Annotated in this window: 20 protein-coding genes; 12 read left to right on the top strand and 8 right to left on the bottom strand. The window is 67.7% G+C overall.

All coding sequences use genetic code 11. The annotated features are described in order from the left end of the window. The first annotated feature begins 73 nt into the window (after positions 1 to 73). Positions 74 to 967, top strand: coding sequence for a LysR substrate-binding domain-containing protein (locus tag AP428_RS31095; protein ID WP_054928597.1), 894 nt, complete (start codon positions 74 to 76; stop codon positions 965 to 967). Positions 968 to 1,024: 57 nt separating this feature from the next. Here the strand turns inward: AP428_RS31095 and AP428_RS31090 are convergent, their stop codons facing one another. Beyond that, positions 1,025 to 1,930 (bottom strand): LysR family transcriptional regulator, encoded by a 906-nt coding sequence (locus AP428_RS31090; RefSeq protein WP_054928575.1) that lies wholly within the window; start codon positions 1,928 to 1,930, stop codon positions 1,025 to 1,027. A gap of 116 nt (positions 1,931 to 2,046) precedes the next feature. On the opposite strand from AP428_RS31090, the gene AP428_RS31085 reads away from it, so the two are divergent. Together AP428_RS31085 and AP428_RS31080 are read left to right on the top strand one after the other, a co-directional pair. Next, a complete protein-coding gene (locus tag AP428_RS31085; protein ID WP_023476726.1) occupies positions 2,047 to 2,637 on the top strand; it encodes a flavodoxin family protein in 591 nt (196 codons plus the stop codon). A gap of 74 nt (positions 2,638 to 2,711) precedes the next feature. Next, a complete protein-coding gene (locus AP428_RS31080; RefSeq protein ID WP_054928574.1) occupies positions 2,712 to 3,767 on the top strand; it encodes an aldo/keto reductase in 1,056 nt (351 codons plus the stop codon). 87 nt (positions 3,768 to 3,854) lie between these two features. On the opposite strand, the gene AP428_RS31075 is transcribed toward AP428_RS31080, so the two are convergent. Beyond that, positions 3,855 to 4,082, bottom strand: a complete 228-nt coding sequence (locus tag AP428_RS31075) for a tautomerase family protein (protein WP_054928573.1) — start codon at positions 4,080 to 4,082, stop codon at positions 3,855 to 3,857. 42 nt (positions 4,083 to 4,124) lie between these two features. After that, a complete protein-coding gene (locus AP428_RS31070; protein ID WP_347176308.1) occupies positions 4,125 to 4,826 on the bottom strand; it encodes a carboxymuconolactone decarboxylase family protein in 702 nt (233 codons plus the stop codon). Between AP428_RS31070 and AP428_RS37310 the strand changes: the two genes are divergently transcribed. Continuing rightward, on the top strand, positions 4,825 to 5,100 hold the full coding sequence (locus tag AP428_RS37310; protein WP_197285624.1) for a hypothetical protein: 276 nt from the start codon (positions 4,825 to 4,827) through the stop codon (positions 5,098 to 5,100). The two genes, AP428_RS31070 and AP428_RS37310, sit on opposite strands and share 2 nt — an antisense overlap. Here the strand turns inward: AP428_RS37310 and AP428_RS31065 are convergent. After that, positions 5,060 to 5,470 carry a cupin domain-containing protein gene (locus tag AP428_RS31065; protein ID WP_054928571.1) on the bottom strand — a complete coding sequence of 137 codons (411 nt, stop codon included), beginning with the start codon at positions 5,468 to 5,470 and terminating at the stop codon, positions 5,060 to 5,062. The two genes, AP428_RS37310 and AP428_RS31065, sit on opposite strands and share 41 nt — an antisense overlap. 130 nt (positions 5,471 to 5,600) lie before the next feature. Here AP428_RS31065 and AP428_RS31060 point away from each other — a divergent pair, with 130 nt between their 5' ends. Beyond that, on the top strand, positions 5,601 to 6,509 hold the full coding sequence (locus tag AP428_RS31060) for a LysR family transcriptional regulator (protein WP_054928570.1): 909 nt from the start codon (positions 5,601 to 5,603) through the stop codon (positions 6,507 to 6,509). Between the two features lie 219 nt (positions 6,510 to 6,728). Here the strand turns inward: AP428_RS31060 and AP428_RS31055 are convergent, their stop codons facing one another. Further along, positions 6,729 to 7,412 carry a TetR/AcrR family transcriptional regulator gene (locus tag AP428_RS31055; protein WP_054928569.1) on the bottom strand — a complete coding sequence of 228 codons (684 nt, stop codon included), beginning with the start codon at positions 7,410 to 7,412 and terminating at the stop codon, positions 6,729 to 6,731. Positions 7,413 to 7,464: 52 nt separating this feature from the next. Between AP428_RS31055 and shc the strand changes: the two genes are divergently transcribed. Next, positions 7,465 to 9,519, top strand: coding sequence for a squalene--hopene cyclase (gene shc, locus AP428_RS31050; protein WP_054928568.1), 2,055 nt, complete (start codon positions 7,465 to 7,467; stop codon positions 9,517 to 9,519). 83 nt (positions 9,520 to 9,602) lie between these two features. Here the strand turns inward: shc and AP428_RS31045 are convergent, their stop codons facing one another. Continuing rightward, a complete protein-coding gene (locus AP428_RS31045; protein WP_054928567.1) occupies positions 9,603 to 10,517 on the bottom strand; it encodes a LysR substrate-binding domain-containing protein in 915 nt (304 codons plus the stop codon). A 149-nt stretch (positions 10,518 to 10,666) separates the two neighbouring features. Between AP428_RS31045 and AP428_RS31040 the strand changes: the two genes are divergently transcribed. The 5 genes from AP428_RS31040 to AP428_RS31020 all read left to right on the top strand — a co-directional run bounded on the left by AP428_RS31040 (position 10,667) and on the right by AP428_RS31020 (position 15,391). After that, positions 10,667 to 11,791, top strand: a complete 1,125-nt coding sequence (locus tag AP428_RS31040) for an FAD-binding oxidoreductase (RefSeq protein ID WP_054928566.1) — start codon at positions 10,667 to 10,669, stop codon at positions 11,789 to 11,791. Then, on the top strand, positions 11,784 to 12,083 hold the full coding sequence (locus AP428_RS31035; protein WP_054928565.1) for a (2Fe-2S)-binding protein: 300 nt from the start codon (positions 11,784 to 11,786) through the stop codon (positions 12,081 to 12,083). Before AP428_RS31040 ends, AP428_RS31035 begins: the two co-directional genes overlap by 8 nt. Next, positions 12,080 to 13,516 (top strand): NAD(P)/FAD-dependent oxidoreductase, encoded by a 1,437-nt coding sequence (locus AP428_RS31030; RefSeq protein ID WP_054928564.1) that lies wholly within the window; start codon positions 12,080 to 12,082, stop codon positions 13,514 to 13,516. Before AP428_RS31035 ends, AP428_RS31030 begins: the two co-directional genes overlap by 4 nt. 40 nt (positions 13,517 to 13,556) lie before the next feature. Beyond that, entirely contained in the window at positions 13,557 to 14,339 is a 783-nt protein-coding gene (locus AP428_RS31025; RefSeq protein ID WP_054928563.1) for an ABC transporter substrate-binding protein, read from the top strand. 110 nt (positions 14,340 to 14,449) lie between these two features. Next, entirely contained in the window at positions 14,450 to 15,391 is a 942-nt protein-coding gene (locus AP428_RS31020; protein WP_054928562.1) for a LysR family transcriptional regulator, read from the top strand. On the opposite strand, the gene AP428_RS31015 is transcribed toward AP428_RS31020, so the two are convergent. Both AP428_RS31015 and AP428_RS31010 read right to left on the bottom strand, forming a co-directional pair. Next, positions 15,384 to 15,698 (bottom strand): NIPSNAP family protein, encoded by a 315-nt coding sequence (locus tag AP428_RS31015; protein WP_006497967.1) that lies wholly within the window; start codon positions 15,696 to 15,698, stop codon positions 15,384 to 15,386. The genes AP428_RS31020 and AP428_RS31015 overlap by 8 nt on opposite strands. A gap of 56 nt (positions 15,699 to 15,754) precedes the next feature. Continuing rightward, entirely contained in the window at positions 15,755 to 16,918 is a 1,164-nt protein-coding gene (locus AP428_RS31010; RefSeq protein ID WP_054928561.1) for an iron-containing alcohol dehydrogenase, read from the bottom strand. Positions 16,919 to 17,146: 228 nt separating this feature from the next. On the opposite strand from AP428_RS31010, the gene AP428_RS31005 reads away from it, so the two are divergent. Then, entirely contained in the window at positions 17,147 to 18,463 is a 1,317-nt protein-coding gene (locus tag AP428_RS31005; RefSeq protein ID WP_054928560.1) for an MFS transporter, read from the top strand. Position 18,464 lies beyond the last annotated feature (1 nt).

The raw sequence follows: 18,464 nt of genomic DNA, 5'->3' as shown, positions 1-18,464 counted from the left end.
TCGACTTAAAGTCAGCCTTCAGTGATATTTGTTCAAGCTGACGGCCGAACGCGGTACGACCCACGAGACCCCGATGCGACGCAAGATCCCGAGCAATTCCGCGCTCCTGGCCTTCGAGGCGGCAGCCCGACATGGCAGCTTCGCCCGCGCCGCCGATGAGCTGGCGCGCACCGAGGGCGCCGTCAGTCGCCAGATCGGCCGGCTGGAGGCGTTCCTCGGCGTGACGCTGTTCGAGCGCGTCGGCAACCGGGTGCGGCTTGCCCCCAACGGCACGCGATACGCAGTGCAGGTGCGCGAGATTCTGGATCGGCTGGAACGGGACAGCCTGTATCTGATGGGGCAGCCCGTGGAAGGCGCGAGCATCGACATCGCCGCGATCCCGACCTTCGCGACCCGCTGGCTGATCCCGCGGCTGAAGCGCTTTCAGGATCGCCATCTGAACGTCACCGTGCATATCGCCGAACGGATGGAACCCTTCCTGCTGGCCGGCAGCGGATTCGACGCGGCCATTCACTTCGAGCATCCGGCCTGGGCCGGCATGCATCTGCATCCGCTGCTGGAGGAGGTGCTGGTACCCGTCTGCAGTCCGGCGCTTCTCGAACGCGTTGGCGCGAACCCGTCGCTGGACGCGCTGCCGCGCCTTCACCGGCGGCAGAATCCGGACGCGTGGCAGCGCTATGCCGACGAGACCGGCATCGTGCTGACCAATTCGGCGGTCGGCCCGCGATACGATCTCCATTCGATGCTGATCGAGGCCGCGCTGGCCGGCCTGGGCGTCGCGCTGGTGCCGCGCCTTTACATCGGGGCCGAGCTCGAACAGGGGCGTCTGGTCGCGCCCTGGCCCGACGGCACGGCGGTGACGAAAAACTTCTGCCTCGTGCTGCCGGAGCCGATCGAATTGAGCGCGGCGCCGGTGCGGGCGTTTGCGGAATGGGTGCTGGGCGAGGCGCGAGGTTTGGCGCGTTGATGCCGCGCCCGCTGTTCATCGCGACACGGATTCGTAAGGGCCTGCTCCGCCGCCCCGCTAATCCAGATACGGCTCCAACACGCCCCCGATCCAGTCCATGAAAGCCCGCACGCGCGGCGAAAGATTGCGCCGATGCGCGACGACGAGCGACGCGGCAAGCGGCTCGGGCCGCAAGTCGGGCAACACCTCCACGAGCGCGCCGCTTTCGATGTGATGCGCGAGCGCCGAATAGCCGGCCTGGATCAGTCCGATGCCCGCCAGCCCGGCCGCATGATAAGTCTGCACACTGTTGACCTGCATCGCGCTGGGCAACGGCAACCACGCATAGCCGTCGCCGTCCGGGTATTCCCAGCCGGGATGCCGCGCGCCGAGCGTCAGCGTGTAGTGGATCATCCTGTGCCCTTGGCTGTGCAGATCGGCGAGCGTATGCGGCACACCATGCCGCGCCAGATAGTCGGGGCTCGCCGCATTCGTCATGCGCAGCTTGCCAAGCGGCCGGGCAATCAGCGTCTCGTCGGCGATCGGGCCCAGCCGGATCACGCAGTCGAACCCTTCCCGAACGAGATCGACACGCCGGTCGGTGCTGGAAAGCTCCAACTCCAGATCCGGATGCGCGGCCATCAGTTGCGGCAGCGCCGGCACCACGACGCTGCGAGCCAGTTCCGTCGGCATGTCCACGCGCAACCTGCCGCGCAGCGATGTACCGCGCCCCGAGAACATCGACTGCAATTCCTGTACTTCGGCGAGCAGGTCGGTTGCGCGCGCATAGAACGCGCGTCCGTCTTCGGTGAGCTGCACGCGCCGCGTGGTCCGATGCAGCAGTGCGACGCCCATGTCCCGTTCGAGCGTGCGGACGACCGTCGATACCCGTCCTTTCTGAATTCCGAGGCTTTCAGCCGCACGCGTGAAGCTCGCCATTTCGGCGACACGGGCAAAAATCAAAAGTGCATCAAGGTTCTGCATTGTTCATCCGGAAAGTAACAGAACGTTCAATCTGTCGTCGTTTATCACCCGATCGCGGCTCGCTAGAGTGGTTTCCCACGTCGTCCGAACGACGCTCCAAACGAAAGGAAACCCTCATGGATCAACTCAACCCGCCGGTGAAAACGGCCGTCGTCTACCACTCCGGCTACGGCCATACGCAACGCATGGCCGCCGCCGTCGCGGACGGCGCCGGCGCCGCACTCGTCGCGATCGATGCCGACGGCAACCTTGCCGACGACGCGTGGAACACATTGGCCGACGCCGATGCAATCCTGTTCGGCTCGCCGACCTACATGGGCGGCCCGAGCTGGCAGTTCAAGAAGTTCGCGGACGCGTCGTCGAAGGTCTGGTTCGAAAGCGGATGGCAAAACAAGATCTTCGGCGGCTTCACCAATAGCGCCAGCATCAACGGCGACAAGCTCAATACGCTCGAATACTTCTTCCTGCTGGCCGGCCAGCACGGCGGCATCTGGGTCAGCATGGACATCAAGCCGGCGAATCTGAAAGCGTCGACGCGCGACGACCTGAACCGCATGGGCGCCTACATCGCGCCGATGGCGCAGACGCCGGCCGATGCGTCGCCCGAAGAGATGTCGCCGGGCGATCTCGAAACGGCCCGCCGCTATGGCGCACGCGTCGCGGCGATTGCCGGGCAGTTGCGGGCCGGCCAATCACGCTCCAACTAACATTCCGCCGTTCATGCGGGGCGCCACCGGCCGACGCCTCGCATTGTGTCCGGCCGATTCTGAAGGGCGCTGCAATGAAATACAAGCAATTGGGCCGCACCGGCCTGTACGTGTCCGAGCTGTGTCTCGGCACGATGACGATGGGCGGCAACGCGGATGCCGGCATGTGGGCGGCGATCGGCGCGGTCGGCCAGGACGACACGAACCGCTTGATTGCCCGCGCGCTCGACGCAGGCATCAACTTCATCGACACCGCCGATATTTACTCGTTCGGCCAGGCCGAACGCGTGGTCGGGCAAGCGCTGCGCGATCTCGGCGTCCCGCGCCACGAGATCGTGCTGGCGACGAAGACGGCCGGCGTGATGGGCGCGGGCCCGAACGACCAGGGCGCGTCGCGCGGTCACATCATGGATTCGGTGCGGCGCAGCCTCGAGCGGCTGCAGGTCGACCATATCGACCTGTACCAGATTCACGCGAGCGACCCCGTCACGCCGATCGAGGAGACGCTGCGCGCGCTCGACGATCTTACGCGACAGGGGCTGATCCGTTACGTCGGCGTGTCGAACTGGCGCGCGGGCAAGATCGGTAAAGCGCTCGGCCTGAGTGCCGCGCTGCACGCCACGCGCTTCGAGACGCTGCAGGCCTACTACTCGATCGCCGGGCGCGACGTGGAGCGCGAACTCGTTCCGCTCGCCGTCGACGAGCAGATGGGGCTGCTCGTCTGGTCGCCGCTCGCCGGCGGATTGCTGTCGGGCAAGTTCGGCCCCGGTGCGGCGACCGAAGCAGGTTCGCGGCGCGGCCATTTCGATTTTCCGCCGGTCGATCTGGATCGGGCCTGGCCGTGCGTCGCGGAAATGCGCGCGATTGCCGGCGCGCATCGCGTGTCGGTCGCGCGGATCGCGCTCGCGTGGTTGCTCGCCAGGCCGGCAGTCACGAGCGTCATCATCGGCGCCAAGCGGATCGACCAGCTCGACGACAATCTCGGCGCGGTCGATGTCGTCCTGACCGACGATGAGCTGGCGCGTCTCGATGCCGTGAGCGCGTTGCCGCCCTGCTATCCCGGCTGGATGATCGCGCGTCAGGAAGCGGGCAGGATTCCCGGGCCGTTTACGCGCACCGCGTCGAAATAGGAGCGGCGGCACTTCATCTCACCGGCGGTTCGATGCGGGCGGTGGCAAAGCTGCTCGTGTCGAACCGGGTGGGCGTGCGACGTGTGCTTACATCCGATAGCCCGGTTTCTTGTACAACGTTCCGGAACGCGCATCGATATCCGGACGATAGACCTCTTCCTTCCACCTGTCCGACGGAATCTCCTCGAAACCAACTGAAACGGATTCCTCACCATAACCGAGTATGTCCATCACGTCGCGCGTGATGGCGTCCGCGAGACGTTGCTTCTGTTCCTCGGTCTTCCCGGGCCAGGCTTTGACGATGACGTGGGGCATGACATCCTTCTCCGAAATTCGAAACGACCGCGTGCACGCGCATCACGCCGCGCGCCGTGAAAATACGTCCTTGAATACCGGCATCGCCGAAAAGACGTTCGGCCATCCCGCGTAGAAAGCCAGTTGCGTCAACGTCTCGGACGCTTCGGCCTGCGTGAGCCCGTTGTCCATCGCACGATTCAGGTGATACGGGATCTGCGCGACCTGGCCGTTGGCGACGAGCGCGCTCACCGTCACCAGGCTGCGGTCGCGCGGCGCGAGCCCGGGGCGCAGCCACAAGTCGCGAAACAGCGCATCGGTCGTGTACTCGACCACGCCGGGCGCGACCGCGCCGAAGTTTTCCGAGACCGTCCGCGCACGCTGCGCCTCGGCCGCCTCGTTCAGCGGCAGCGGCGTGACGTCCGCCGGCGCGAGCTGATCGGGCCCGATGCCGCGTTCGTCATAGACGTGCTTGACGATGATCGATGCGGCGCTCGCGTTGGCCCATCCCGCGTAAAAAGCCAGATGCGCGATCATTTCCGATATTTCCGCAGGCTTCACGCCGTGATCCAGCGCGAGGCGCGCATGCAGCGGCATCTCGACGGTCTGGCTGCGGGCGATCAGCACCGACAGCGTCACGATGCTGCGATCGCGCGGCGACAGGTGCGGCCGCTTCCACAGGCCGTCGAATACGGTATGGCTCGTGTATCGCTCGAAGGCCGGGGCAACCGCCTTCAAGGCGTCAACAGACAAGGGTTCCTGCATGGTGTCGGTCCTTTGCATGGTGGTGCACGCGGCGGCGAGCAATGCCAGGCCCGTCGCGGCGACGAATCGCGACAGGCGCCGCGTGCGATCGTCAACGCGCGCCGAGCTGCGCATCGGTGACGTGTTCGGCCCGGTTGACGTCGCGCCCATCGAGTGCCTCCCGAAGCGCGACCTGCGTGCCGCTGCGGCGAACGACGCGCGGGCCGGCATCGAATTCAAGGCTGCTGGCGTATTCATCGCGGTTCGCCGCTGCCGAGGTATTGCTCGTCCGTAACCTTCTCCAGCCAGTGGACGTTCTTGCCGTCGAGCGCTTCCTGAATCGCGACGTGAGTCATCGCGGTGGTCAACGTCGCACCGTGCCAGTGCTTGTGGCCCGGCGGGCACCAGATCACGTCGCCCGCGCGGATCTCGACGCGCGGTTCGCCGTCGCATTGCGTCCAGCCGCAGCCGGCGGTCACGAGCAGCGTCTGGCCGAGCGGATGCGTATGCCACGCGGTGCGGGCGCCCGGCTCGAACGTCACGCTGGCGCACGATACGCGCGCCGGCGGCGGCGGTGCGTTCAGCGGATCGATCCGGACCGTGCCGGTGAACCATTCGTCGGGGCCCTTGATCGAGGGCTGCGAGCCCGCGCGCTTCAGTTCCATGATGTCGTCCTCTACCGAAAAGGGTGCCGCATGGATCGCTCCAGCGGCCAGCCATCCCACTTTAATGATTCGCGATTCATGCGACTAGATGGCAAAATCGGCATAGGCCTATGCTGTGGTGCATGAATCAATGGAAGACTTCAACGATCTGGTGGCGTTCATGGCGGTCGCGCGCGAACGCAATTTCACGCGGGCGGCCGCGCAACTCGGCGTGTCTCAATCGGCGTTGAGCCGAACGGTGCGGGCGCTGGAAGCACGCATGGGCATTCCGTTGCTGACGCGCACGACGCGCAGCGTATCGCCGACCGAGGCCGGCGAGCGGTTGCTGGAATCGATCGCCCCGCGCTTTCAGGAAATCGAGGCGGAGCTGGAGTCGCTGCGCGCGATGACGGATCAGCCGGCCGGCAACGTCCGGATCACCGCGACCGACTATGCGGCGAACGAATACGTGTGGCCGCGGCTGCAACCGCTGCTGCGTCGCTATCCCGCGCTCAAGGTCGAACTGGTGAACGACTATGGCCTGACCGATCTCGTCGCCGGCCGCTACGACATCGGCATACGGCTCGGCGACCAGGTCGCCAGGGACATGGTCGCGCAGCGTATCGCGCCGGACATGACGATGTCGATCATCGGTTCTCCCGATTACCTGGCGTCCCGACCCGTGACGAAAACGCCTCAGGACCTGACGCAACACAACTGCATCAACCTTCGGCTGCCGACCAGAAACGCGCTGCTATCGTGGGAGTTGAGCAAGGGGCGCCGCGAATTGCAGGTTCGCGTCGAAGGCCAACTGACGTTCAACAACGTCTATCAGATGGTCGACGCGGCGCTTGCGGGCTTCGGGCTCGCCTATGTGCCGAAGGATCTGGTCGCGCATCACGTTGACGCCGGCCGGCTCGGCTGGGTGCTGGAGGACTGGTTTCCGACGTTCGTCGGGCACCACGTCTATTACCCGAGCCGGCGCAAATCGTCGCGGGCCGTCGAGCTCGTGGTCGATGCGCTCAGGAGCGGGTATCAACGCAATGCGCGGCAAGCTTGAGCCGTCACGCCGGCGTGTCGACAGCCCGGCAGCGTTGGAAATGCGATGCCCGCATGGATGCGCCACCGCGGTATTGAACGGAAATCGAGCACCGCCGGCACCACCGCGTCGAGTAACGGGCAGACGTGATCGGCAATCACGGCTTCGATACGCGCGGTACGTCGAACAGCACCGTCGAGCGACGTGACTCGCCTGACGACCTCGATCCTGCGTCGCGCATCACTTCGGAAACACGCCCCTGCTCATCGCATCGAGCTGCCGAACGATCTCCGCGCGCAATTCGGTCGATACCTCGACGCTGTCGAGCAGTTCCGAAATCCACAACCCGTCGGCCGCGAGCCGGCAGATCATCAGCGTCGCGGCCTGCTGGAGCGGCACCGGGTCGGGCCGTGTCCATTCGCGCATCGGCACCGACCAGCGCGCACGCGTGTCCTGCTCGGTGATCATCGACGCGACCAGCACGCGCAGCACCTCGATACTCGCGGCCGGATTGGCCGCGTCGAGCACCGCATGCAGATACGCGCGCGCCGCCGCGCCGTCGCCGCTGGAATCGGCCGCCAACCGCGCGGCCAGCTGCGCGCCGAACCGGTCGGTCGCCTGCCCGAACAGCGCATCCAGCAGCCCCTGCTTGTTCGCGAAGTGATATTGCAGCGCGCCTTTCGTCACGCCGGCCCGTTCGGCCACCGCATCGAGCGTCAACGCGGCCACGCCGTGATGCGTCGCGATCTCCGACGCGGCCGCCAGCAATTGCGCGCGCACCTGGTCCGGCGCTTTTTTTCGCCGCACGCCGGCCACGGGCGCGGCCGGCGCCGATGATCCTTCGGAGGCCCGTGTATCGGGCGTTCCAGCCGGTTCGACAGGCGCGGACACGTCGCGCGCCGCGGGTTCGAGGCGTTTTTTCATGGTGCGGATGGTAGCACCGCGCGTCTCGAGATAAACATTCCGTCTGGATGGTATGATCCGCCGCATGAACAAATCGGCCCCCTCTTCCTGGTCCGCGCTCGACGCTGCCATCGCCCGTGGACGCGACGCACTCGTGCGCCTTCAGCAGCCCGACGGCAGCTGGTGTTTCGAACTCGAATCCGACGCGACGATCACCGCGGAATACATCCTGATGATGCATTTCATGGACCGGATCGACGACGTGCGCCAGCAGAAGATGGCGCACTACCTGCGCGCGAACCAGCGGCTCGACACGCACGGCGCCTGGGATCTGTACGTCGACGGCGCGCCGGACGTGTCGTGCAGCGTGAAGGCGTACTTCGCGCTGAAGGCGGCCGGCGACAGCGAACACGCGCCGCACATGATCCGCGCGCGCGACGCGATCCTGAAGCTCGGCGGCGCGGCCCGTTCGAACGTGTTCACGCGCATCCTGCTCGCGACGTTCGGCCAGGTGCCGTGGCGCGCGGCGCCGTTCATGCCGATCGAATTCGTGCTGTTCCCGAAGTGGGTGCCGATCTCGATGTACAAGGTCGCGTACTGGGCGCGCACGACGATGGTGCCGCTGCTGGTGCTGTGCTCGCTGAAGGCGCGTGCGCGCAATCCGCGCAACGTGTCGATCCGCGAGCTGTTCGTCACGCCGCCCGAACAGGAGCGCCACTACTTCCCGCCCGCGCGCGGCATGCGCCGGCTGTTCCTCGCGCTCGACCGCACGGTCCGCCCTATCGAGCCGCTGCTGCCGAAGCGTTTGCGCCAGCGCGCGATCCGGCATGCGGAAGCGTGGTGCGCGGAACGGATGAACGGCGAAGACGGGCTCGGCGGCATCTTCCCGCCGATCGTGTACAGCTACCAGATGATGCAGGTGCTCGGCTACCCGGACGACCATCCGCTGCGGCGCGATTGCGAGGACGCGCTGGAGAAGCTGCTGGTCACGCGGCCGGACGGCAGCATGTATTGCCAGCCGTGCCTGTCGCCGGTGTGGGACACCGCGTGGAGCACGATGGCGCTCGAGCAGGCGCGCGGCGTCGCGGCGCCGGAAACCGGCGACACGGCTTCCGGCGCACTGCGCGAACTCGACGAGCGCATCGCCCGCGCGTACGACTGGCTGGCCACGCGCCAGGTGAACGACCTGCGCGGCGACTGGATCGAGAACGCCCCGGCCGACGTCGAACCGGGGGGGTGGGCATTCCAGTACGCGAACCCGTACTACCCGGACATCGACGACACGGCGCTCGTCACCGCGATGCTCGATCGCCGCGGCCGCACGCATCGCCATGCGGACGGCACGAACCCGTATGCGTCGCGCGTCGCACGCGCGCTCGACTGGATGCGCGGGCTGCAATCGCGCAACGGCGGCTTCGCCGCGTTCGACGCGGACTGCGACCGCATGTATCTGAACGCGATTCCGTTCGCCGATCACGGCGCGCTGCTCGACCCGCCGACCGAGGACGTATCGGGCCGCGTGCTGCTGTGCTTCGGCGTGACGAAGCGCGCCGCAGACCGCGCGTCGCTCGCCCGCGCGATCGACTACGTGAAGCGCACGCAGCAGCCCGACGGCAGCTGGTGGGGCCGCTGGGGCACGAACTACCTCTACGGCACGTGGAGTGTGCTGGCCGGCCTCGCGCTCGCCGGCGAGGACAAGTCGCAGCCCTACATCACCCGCGCGCTCGACTGGCTGCGCGCGCGGCAGCATACGGACGGCGGCTGGGGCGAGACCAACGACAGCTACATCGATCCGAAGCTGGCCGGCACGAACGGCGGCGAGAGCACGTCGAACTGCACCGCGTGGGCGCTGCTCGCGCAGATGGCGTTCGGCGACTGCGAATCCGATTCGGTGAAGCACGGCATCGCGTATCTGCAGTCGGTGCAGCAGGAAGACGGCTTCTGGTGGCACCGCTCGCACAATGCGCCGGGCTTTCCGCGCATCTTCTACCTGAAGTATCACGGCTATACCGCTTACTTCCCGCTGTGGGCGCTCGCGCGTTATCGACGGCTGGCGGGGGCGAAGGATGCGGACGCAACCAAGTCGCCTGCATCCGCCACACCGGTAACGGACAACGCGCTCGCCTGAGCCGGAATCCCGGCCGAAACGGCAACGCGCCGGCACGCCCGACGGCGTCCGGCGCGCTCGAGACGATTTCCCCCCCCTCCTGCTTACGCGTCGCGCAGCGCCCGCATCCGCGCGAACGCGTCGCGCAAATCCGCGCAGAACGCATCGCCGAGCATCGACAGCGGCTGCGACGCGGACGTCACCAGATAGAAGTGATCGGGCACGGCCGGCTCGAACGGCTTGACGGCCACGCGCTGCCCCGCATACGCGGCCGTCACCGGATCGATCAGCGCGACGCCGGCACCGTTCGCGACGAACGCGACGATCGTCTGCGACAGTTGCGCCTCGATCGACAGCACGCGCGACACGCCGGCTTCGACGAATACGCGATCGATCGCGCTGCGCGCCTCGAAACTCGGCGGAAACGAGATGAACGCTTCGTCGCGCAGGTCGGCCGGCCGCACCACGCGTTTGCGCGCGAGCCGATGCCCACGCGGCACGATGCAGCGCATCGCGCTTTCCGCGAGCCGCTCGCCGCGCACGGCCGGATGCGGGACGGGTTCAGCGATCAGCCCGACATCGCATTGCCCCGACGCGACCTTGTCGACGACGGTGGACGCACTGTGCGCGAGCAACGTGATGTCGACCCCCGGATGCGCGTGCGAGAAATGCGTGACGAGCTGCGGCAGCAGGTCGAGCGCGACGGCCGGCGAGCCGGCCACGCGCAGCGTGCCGCGCCGCATCGCGCGGATCTGCTCGGCGGCCTGCGCGACGCGGTCGAGGCCGACGAACGCGCGTTCGACCTCCTCGTACAGCACACGCGCCTGCGCGGTCGGCGTGAAGCGCCCCTGCTGCCGCTCGAACAGCACGAAGCCGACCCGGTCCTCGAGATCGGCGATCAGCCGGCTCACGGCCGGCTGCGAGATATGGAGATCGCGTGCCGCACGCGTGACGGTATGGCGCTGCATCACTGCGCGAAACGCTTCGATCTGGCGAATCCTGAGCGAGGGCGTGGTCATAACACTGGATTATGGGTCGTTGATCAAGCTGTATTGGACAGCCCATTTTGCCTGCCCGAAAATCGGTTCCGCAACGTATTGAAAGCAAGGAGCCGCGCCACCATGGGATATAACACGCAACCGCCTCACCCGCGATACCGGAGCCGCGCATGACCGTGCGCCGCTTCGACGTCGTCGTGGCCGGCGGCGGTCTCGTCGGCATGGCCATCGCGTGGGGCATCGCGCGTCTCGGCCAGCGCGTCGCGGTGTGCGACGGCGACGACATCGCGTTTCGCGCGGCGCGCGGCAATTTCGGGCTCGTGTGGGTGCAGGGCAAGGGCGGCCGCTGCCTGCCGTATGCGCGCTGGTCGCGCGAATCGTCCGAGCGCTGGCACGCTTTCGCCGCGCAGTTGCAGCGCGAAACGGGCGTGGACTGCGCGTTCGAGCGCCCGGGCGGCATCGAGCTGTTCGAGCAGCGCGCGGAACTCGACAGCGCGACCGACCTGCTCGAATCGCTGCGCCGGCAGGAAGCCGCGCTGTCGTACGAGGTGCTCGATCCGGCGGCGCTGCGCCGGCGCGTTCCCGCGGCGTCGCCGTCGCTGGCCGGCGCGCTGTGGTCGCCGAACGACGGTCACGCGAATCCGCTCACCACGCTGCGCGCGATGCTGCAGGCGTTTCAGCAGTGCGGCGGCGTCTATCTGCCGCGCAGCGAAGTCACCGAGATCCGGCCGCGCGCCGGGCGCTTCGAGATCGACACGCACCACGCGCAGCTCGAAGCCGGGCGCGTGGTGCTCGCGGCCGGCCTCGACAACGCGCGGCTCGCGCCGATGGTCGACCTGCGCGCACCGATCTCGCCGCTGCGCGGCCAGATCATGGTCACCGAACGCCTCGCGCCGTTTCTCGACTATCCGACACTCGTCGTCCGGCAAACGCCGGAAGGCTCGGTGCTCCTCGGCGATTCGGCCGAAGACGTCGGCTTCGACGACGGCCAGACACGCCCCGCGATGGTCGACATCGCACGCCGCGCCCGCACCGCGTTCCCGGCGCTGGCCCATGCGCGCATCGTGCGCGCGTGGGGTGCGCTGCGCATCATGACGCCCGACGGCCTGCCCGTCTACGAGGCGTCGGCCACGTACCCCGGCGCGTTCATCGCGATCTGCCACAGCGGCGTGACGCTCGCGGCGACTCACGCCGATCTCGTCGCGCCGTGGATCGCAGGCGGCGCCGCGCCGGCCGACCTGTCCGCCTTTACCACCGCGCGCTTCGCCGCGCCCACGGAAGCCCGGCATGTTTGAACCGCTCATTCCCGCCGCCGCGCTGCTCGAGCGCGTGCGCATCCATATCGACGGCACGCCGCACGACGTACCCGCGCATTACAGCGTCGCGGCCGCGATGCTCGCCGCCGGCTCGGCCGCGTGCCGCACGAGCGCCGTGAGCGGCGCGCCGCGCGGCCCGTTCTGCATGATGGGCGTGTGCTTCGACTGCCTCGTCGAAATCGACGGCGTACCGAACGTGCAAGGCTGCATGACGCCCGTTGCCGTCGGCATGCAGGTGCGCGCGATGCACGGCAAGGCGAGGCTCGCATGACGCGCCGCCAGTGCGACCTGCTGATCGTCGGCGCCGGGCCGGCCGGCATGGCGGCGGCGACTGCCGCGCGTGCGGCCGGCTTGTCGGTCGTCGTCGCGGATGAAGGACGCGCGCCCGGCGGCCAGATCTACCGCAACGTGGCCGATGCGCCGGCGCCGCTCGCGCAATGGCTTGGCGCCGACTACACGGCGGGCCGCCCGCTCGTCGACGGCCTGCTCGCCAGCGGCGCGCATTACGTGCCGCGCAGCGTCGTGTGGCAAATCGCGTTCGAACCGGCGCCCGTCGCGATGCTCACGCAAGGCGGCCCGGCGCGCGGCACGCTCGAAATCGGCGCGCGCGCGGTGCTGATCGCGACCGGCACGCAGGAGCGGCCGTGGCCGGTACCCGGCTGGACGTTGCCCGGCGTGATGGGCGTCGGCGCCGCGCAGACGCTGTTGAAGGCGTCCGGCCTCGCGCCGTCCGCCGACGCCGTGCTCGCGGGCAGCGGCCCGCTGCTGTGGCTGTTCGCCGCGCAATTGCTGAATGCCGGCCGGCGCGTGCGCGCGCTGGTCGACACGACACCGCGCGATGCGTGGCGCCGCGCGCTCCCGCATGCGCTGCCGGCGCTGCGCGGCGCCGACTATCTGCTCAAGGGCTGGCGCATGCTGCGCGCGGTGCGCCGCGCCGGGATTCCGGTGTATCGCGGCGCGACCGACGTCCGCATCGACGGCGAAAGCCGCGCCGAACGCATCCGCTTTCGCGACGAAGACGGCATCGTGCAAACGCTCGACACGTCGCTCGTGCTGCTGCATCAGGGCGTCATTCCGTCGACGCAGCTTGCCCGCTCGCTCGGCTGCGCACACGAATGGGACGAATCGTCGGCATGCTGGCGGCCTCAGTGCGACGCGCGCGGCCGCAGCAGCGTGCCGCACGTGTGGATCGCAGGCGACGGCGCGGGCATCGGCGGCGCGCGGGCGGCGGCACTCGCCGGCGAAGTGTCGGCGCTCGACATCGCCGCGCAACTCGGCGCGCTCGACACGCAACGGCAGGCCGCACGCGAACGCCCGGTGCTGCGCGCGTTGCACCGCCACCTCGCGGTGCGCCCGCTGCTCGACGCGCTGTACACGCCGCCCGCCGCGCTGCGCCGCCCCGACGACGACACGATCGTGTGCCGCTGCGAGGAAGTCACGGCCGGCGAGATCCGCCAGCTCGCGGCGCTCGGCTGTCAGGGGCCGAACCAGATGAAGGCGTTTACGCGCTGCGGCATGGGTCCGTGCCAGGGACGCTGGTGCGGCACGACGGTCGGCGAGCTGATCGCCGACGTGCAGCAGCGCGGCGTCGGCGACGTCGGTCACTACCGGATTCGCGCGCCGATCAAGCCGGTCACCGTCGGCGAGATGGCCGACGCGCTCGAACTGTCGAACGATTTTCAGCGCGGCGAATTCCCGAGCTGACGTGCACGCCCACTCTTCCCCACACGAACGGAGCCTGACCATGAAGACGCGCCTCACGATTCTCCTGTCCGCCGCCGCGATGGCCTTCGCGTCGCTGGCGTCGGCGAAGGAATGGACGACCATCCGCATCGGCGTCGACCCCACCTATCCGCCGTTCGAATCGACCGCGACCGACGGCAGCGTGAAAGGCTTCGACATCGATCTCGGCAACGCGCTGTGCGCGAAGCTGAAGGCGAAATGCGTGTGGGTGTCGAGCAGTTTCGACGGGCTGATTCCGGGGCTGCAGGCGCGCAAGTTCGACGTGATCCTGTCGTCGATGGCCGCGACCGAACAGCGGCGCCAGCAGATCGACTTCACCGATCGCCTGTACCGCAACCAGACGCGGCTGATCGCGCGCACCGGGTCGGGGCTGCTGCCGGACGCGGCGAAGCTCGCCGGCAAGCGCGTCGCGGTCGAACAGGGCACGGTCCAGGAAACCTATGCGCGTGAGAAGTGGGCGCCCGCGAAGGTCGAGGTCGTGCCGTATCCGAGCTACGACCAGGCGTATGCGGACCTCGTCACGGGGCGCGTCGACGGCGTGCTGATGGACGCCGTGCAAGGCCAGCTGGGGTTCCTCGCGACGCCGCGCGGCAAGGGCTTCTCGTTCGCGGGCGGCGTGGTGTACGACGCGAAGATCATGGGCAACGGCGATGCGGCCGGCGTGCGCAAGGCCGACACCGACCTGCGCGATGCGCTGAATCGCGCCATCGCGCAGATTCGCGGCGACGGCACCTACAACACGATCCAGGCGAAATATTTCGACTTCGACATGTACGGGAACTGACGGCAGCGCGGGTGTTCCGATGGCCGGAAAACCCACTGTTTCTTGGTGATCCTCACGATCGTTTACGCGCCGGACGGGCTATAATGCGCGCTTTCGGTTTGGTCGTTGCCATGAAGCCGCTGGCCGTTCCCTCCCTCGCCAATATCGCCTCGCGCCTTCGCCTCAAGCAGCTCAAACTGCTGATCGCGCTCGAAAACCACGGCTCGCTGCACAAGGCCGCCGAAGAGATCGCGATCTCGCAGCCCGGCGCCACCAAGGTGCTGCGCGAGATCGAGGACATCCTCGGCATGCCGCTGTTCGAGCGGCAGCCGAAAGGCCTCGTCGCGAACGATCTCGGCCGCTGCGTCACGCGCTACGCGCGCCTCATCTACAGCGATCTCGAACACCTGCATACCGAAGTGCTCGCGCTCACGCAGGGGCATGGCGGCCATCTCGCGGTCGGCGTGATCATGGGCGCGGTGCCGCTGCTCACGCGCGCACTGACCGACCTGCGCCGGCGTCAGCCGAACCTGTCGGTCGAAATCGTCGAAGGCACCAGCGCGAGCCTGCTCGCGCTGATCGACGACGGCCGCATCGACCTCGCGATCTGCCGCAACGGCAACAGCCGCCGCCCGGAAGCGTACGACTACGTGCCGCTGAAATCCGAACCGCTCGCGGTCGTGACCGCGCGCACGCATGCGCTGGCCGGGCGCGACGCGCTGACGCTGCGCGATCTCACCGATGCGGAATGGGTCGCGTATCCGGTCAACACGCCGATGCGGCTCGCGCTCGAACGCGCACTGGCAGATGCGGGCATCGAGGTGCCGCGCTATCCGATCGAAACCGCGTCGACGTTCGCGACGCTCACGCTGCTGCAGGAGAACCCCGAGCTGGTGGCCGTGATCCCGCGCGAGGTCGCCGAGTTCGGCGAGCGCTTCGGCCTGGTTGCGTGCCTGCCCGTCGCGATTGCGGCGCTCGACGAGCCGTACGGCGTCGTCGCCCGTACCTTCGCGCACCTGTCGCCCGGCGCGCGGCTGCTCGTCGAAACGCTGCAGAGTCCCCTGCTTACCTGATCGGCGAGAACGCGGCCGGCCGCAGCAGCTTCGACTCCATCTTCTCGAGCATCGGGAACGCCTTCGGCACGAACTTCTCGAGCCAGTCCGGATCCTCGTACAACGCGGTACGGCGCTTGATGCGATCGTCCAGGCTTTCGTATGCCCAGATATGGACGACCTGGTTCAGTTCGCCGATTTCCGTGTACCACCAGCCGACGAGCGTCGCATAGCGGGAGATCACCGGCAGCCCTTCCTTCTCGAAGTGCCGCAGGTATTCGTTCATCTTGCCGATCTGGACCGTGTAGGTCCGCATTTCGTAATACATGACTGCTCCTGGTTGAATCGAATCGGGTAAGCGGGTTCCGTGCGGGATGCGCGCGATCAGCGATCGCCGCCGTACGCGGCGCGGATGATGTCTTCGACGTCGCGCGCGGTCGTCAGCCGCGGGTTGACCAGCACGTTGCCGCTGCGCATCGAGTCGGCCACCATCTGCGGCAGGTGCGCGAGATCGACGCCGAGCTCGCGGATGTTCGACGGAATCGCGAGCGCGCGATTGAGCTCGACGATCTGCTCCACCAGTGCGCGCGCGGCCGTTTCCGCATCGACGCCGGTCACGTCGCCGCCGAGCGCTTCCGCGATGTCGCGGTACAGCGCCGGGCAGGCCGGCCGGTTGAAGTCGATCACGTACGGCAGCAGCGCCGCGTTCGCGATGCCGTGCGCGATGTTGAACACGCCGCCCATCGTGTGCGAGATCGCGTGCACGTTGCCGAGCTTCGATTGTGAAAACGCGACGCCGGCCAGGAACGAGCCGAGCAGCATGTCCTCGCGCGCCGCGAGATCGGAGCCGACGTAGTACGCGCTGCGCAGGCTGCGCCCGATCAGGCGGATCGCACCCAGCGCGAGCGACTGGCTCACCGGGTTCGCCTGCTTCGAGACGTACGACTCGATCGCATGCGTGAGCGCATCCATGCCGGTAGCCGCGGTGATCGCGGCCGGCAGCTTCAGCGTGAGTTCCGCATCGAGGATCGCGAGCTTCGGGAACAGCTTGTGGCTGACGATCACGGTCTTGAACAGCGTTTTCTGGTTCGTGAACACCGTCGACGCCGTGCATTCGCTACCGGTGCCCGACGTGGTCGGGATCGCGAAGATCGGCAGCGGTTCGTCCGGAATCTTGTTGTAGCCCTCGTAGTCGAGAATCGTGCCGCCGTTGGTGGCCATCGCGGCCACGCCCTTCGCGGTGTCGATGCTGCTGCCGCCGCCCACGCCGATCACGGCCGTGCAGCGATGTTCCTTCAGGAACGTCAGCGCGTTGTCGAGCACGGCCGTGCTCGGGTTCGCCTCGACGCCCGAGAAGATTTCGTAGGCGACGTCCGCGTCGCGCAGCGACGCGAAGAACCCTTCGAGCACGCCGCTCTTGATCAGGCCTTCGTCGGTCACGACCAGCAGCTTGCCGCTGAACAGCGGCTTCAGCAGGTCGCCGGCCTGCCGGGCGAGGCCGTTACCGAATTTCAGCGTGGTGGGAAAGAAATATTGGAATGGGTTCATGGTGCTTTCTCCGTGTGAAGTCTCCGCACCGAACACTACAAGCGGCCGATTGCCGCCGGTAATGAAAAAACCGGATCGCCCGATAACGCCCGCTTATTCCCCGCGCGCGCCGCGCCGTTTGGTTATCACGCGATCACGAAGCGTCATTAGGCAAGACGCGGCCGTGCCCCTACAGTCGCTGCACGGGACGATGTCATCGCCCCTGCAACCATAACGACGGAGACACGCATGCCCCCCTCGAATTCCCCCGCCGTCCCGGCCGCGGCGCCCGCGTCGCTCGACGCGTCGGCACGGCCGACCAACGTCCGCTGGCGCATCTTCCTGCTCATGCTGCTGCTGGTCGCGATCAACTACATCGACCGCGCGTCGCTGTCGGTCGCGATGCCGCTGATCGCGCCGGAATTCAACCTGTCGCCGGCACTCGAAGGCCTGATGCTGAGCGCGTTCTTCTGGTCGTACGCGCTGATGCAGATTCCGGTCGGCGTGATGCTCGACCGCTATCACACGCGCGGCATCATCGCGACCGCGACGCTCGCGTGGGGCGCGTTCCAGGCGCTCGGCGCGGCGTCGCACAACTGGATCCTGCTGATGCTCACGCGCATGGGCCTCGGCTTCTCCGAATCACCGGTGTTCCCCGCCGGCGCGAAGCTGATCGGCACGTGGCTCACGCCGCACGAACGCGGCCGCGGCGCAGTGCTCGTCGACGGCGGCGCGCCGCTCGGCAGCGCGCTCGGCGCGATCCTGATTTCCGGGCTGATCGCCTGGTTCGGGTCGTGGCGCATCGCGTTCGTGATCGCGGGCATCGGCACGATGCTGGTGGGCGTGCTCGTGTGGCGCTACATCCGCAACCATCCGTCCGAGCATCCGGGCGTGAATGCGGCCGAGCTCGAACACATCACGCGCGCGAATGCGCCGACGCAAGCCACCGGCGAACGCGTGCCGCTGCGCGAGCTGGTGAAGGACCGCTCGGTGCTCGCGATGTTCGCCGGCTACAGCTGCATCCTCGCAGTGTTCTACGGGCTGCTGACGTGGATGCCGAGCTACCTGCACAAGACCTACGGCTTCAACATCGCGACGACGGGCGGCGCGACCTTCATCATCTTCATGTCGGGCTTCGTCGGCGAACTGATCGGCGGCACCATCGGCGATCGCTGGAAGGCGTCGGGCGCCTCGCCGAACCTGGTGATGCGCACGATGTTCAGCGGCTCGTCGCTGATCGCGGCTGCGTGCATTCTCGCGGCGGCCTATATCGCGAACGCAAACGCGGTCGTGCTGCTGCTGAGCATCGCGATGTTCTTCATCCGCTTCTGCGGGATGTACTGGAGCCTGCCGGCGATCGTCGGCGGTCCGGCGCGCGCCGGCGTACTCGGCGGCACGATGAATTTTTGCGGCAGCATGGTCGGCGTCGTGGTGCCGATCCTGATCGGCGTGATCGTCCAGTGGTCGGGCTCGTACTTCCTCGCGCTGCTGTTCTTCGTCGCGATGGCCGTGCTGATCGCGGTGTTCTCCAGCCTGATCGACTATCGGCCACGCGCGCACGGCTGAC

The sequence above is a fragment of the Burkholderia sp. E168m22 genome, from assembly GCF_001319805.1.
Classification (GTDB): domain Bacteria; phylum Pseudomonadota; class Gammaproteobacteria; order Burkholderiales; family Burkholderiaceae; genus Burkholderia; species Burkholderia orbicola.
Note: the sequence above shows the minus strand (reverse complement) of the source record. Positions and strands in the feature narration are given on the sequence as shown.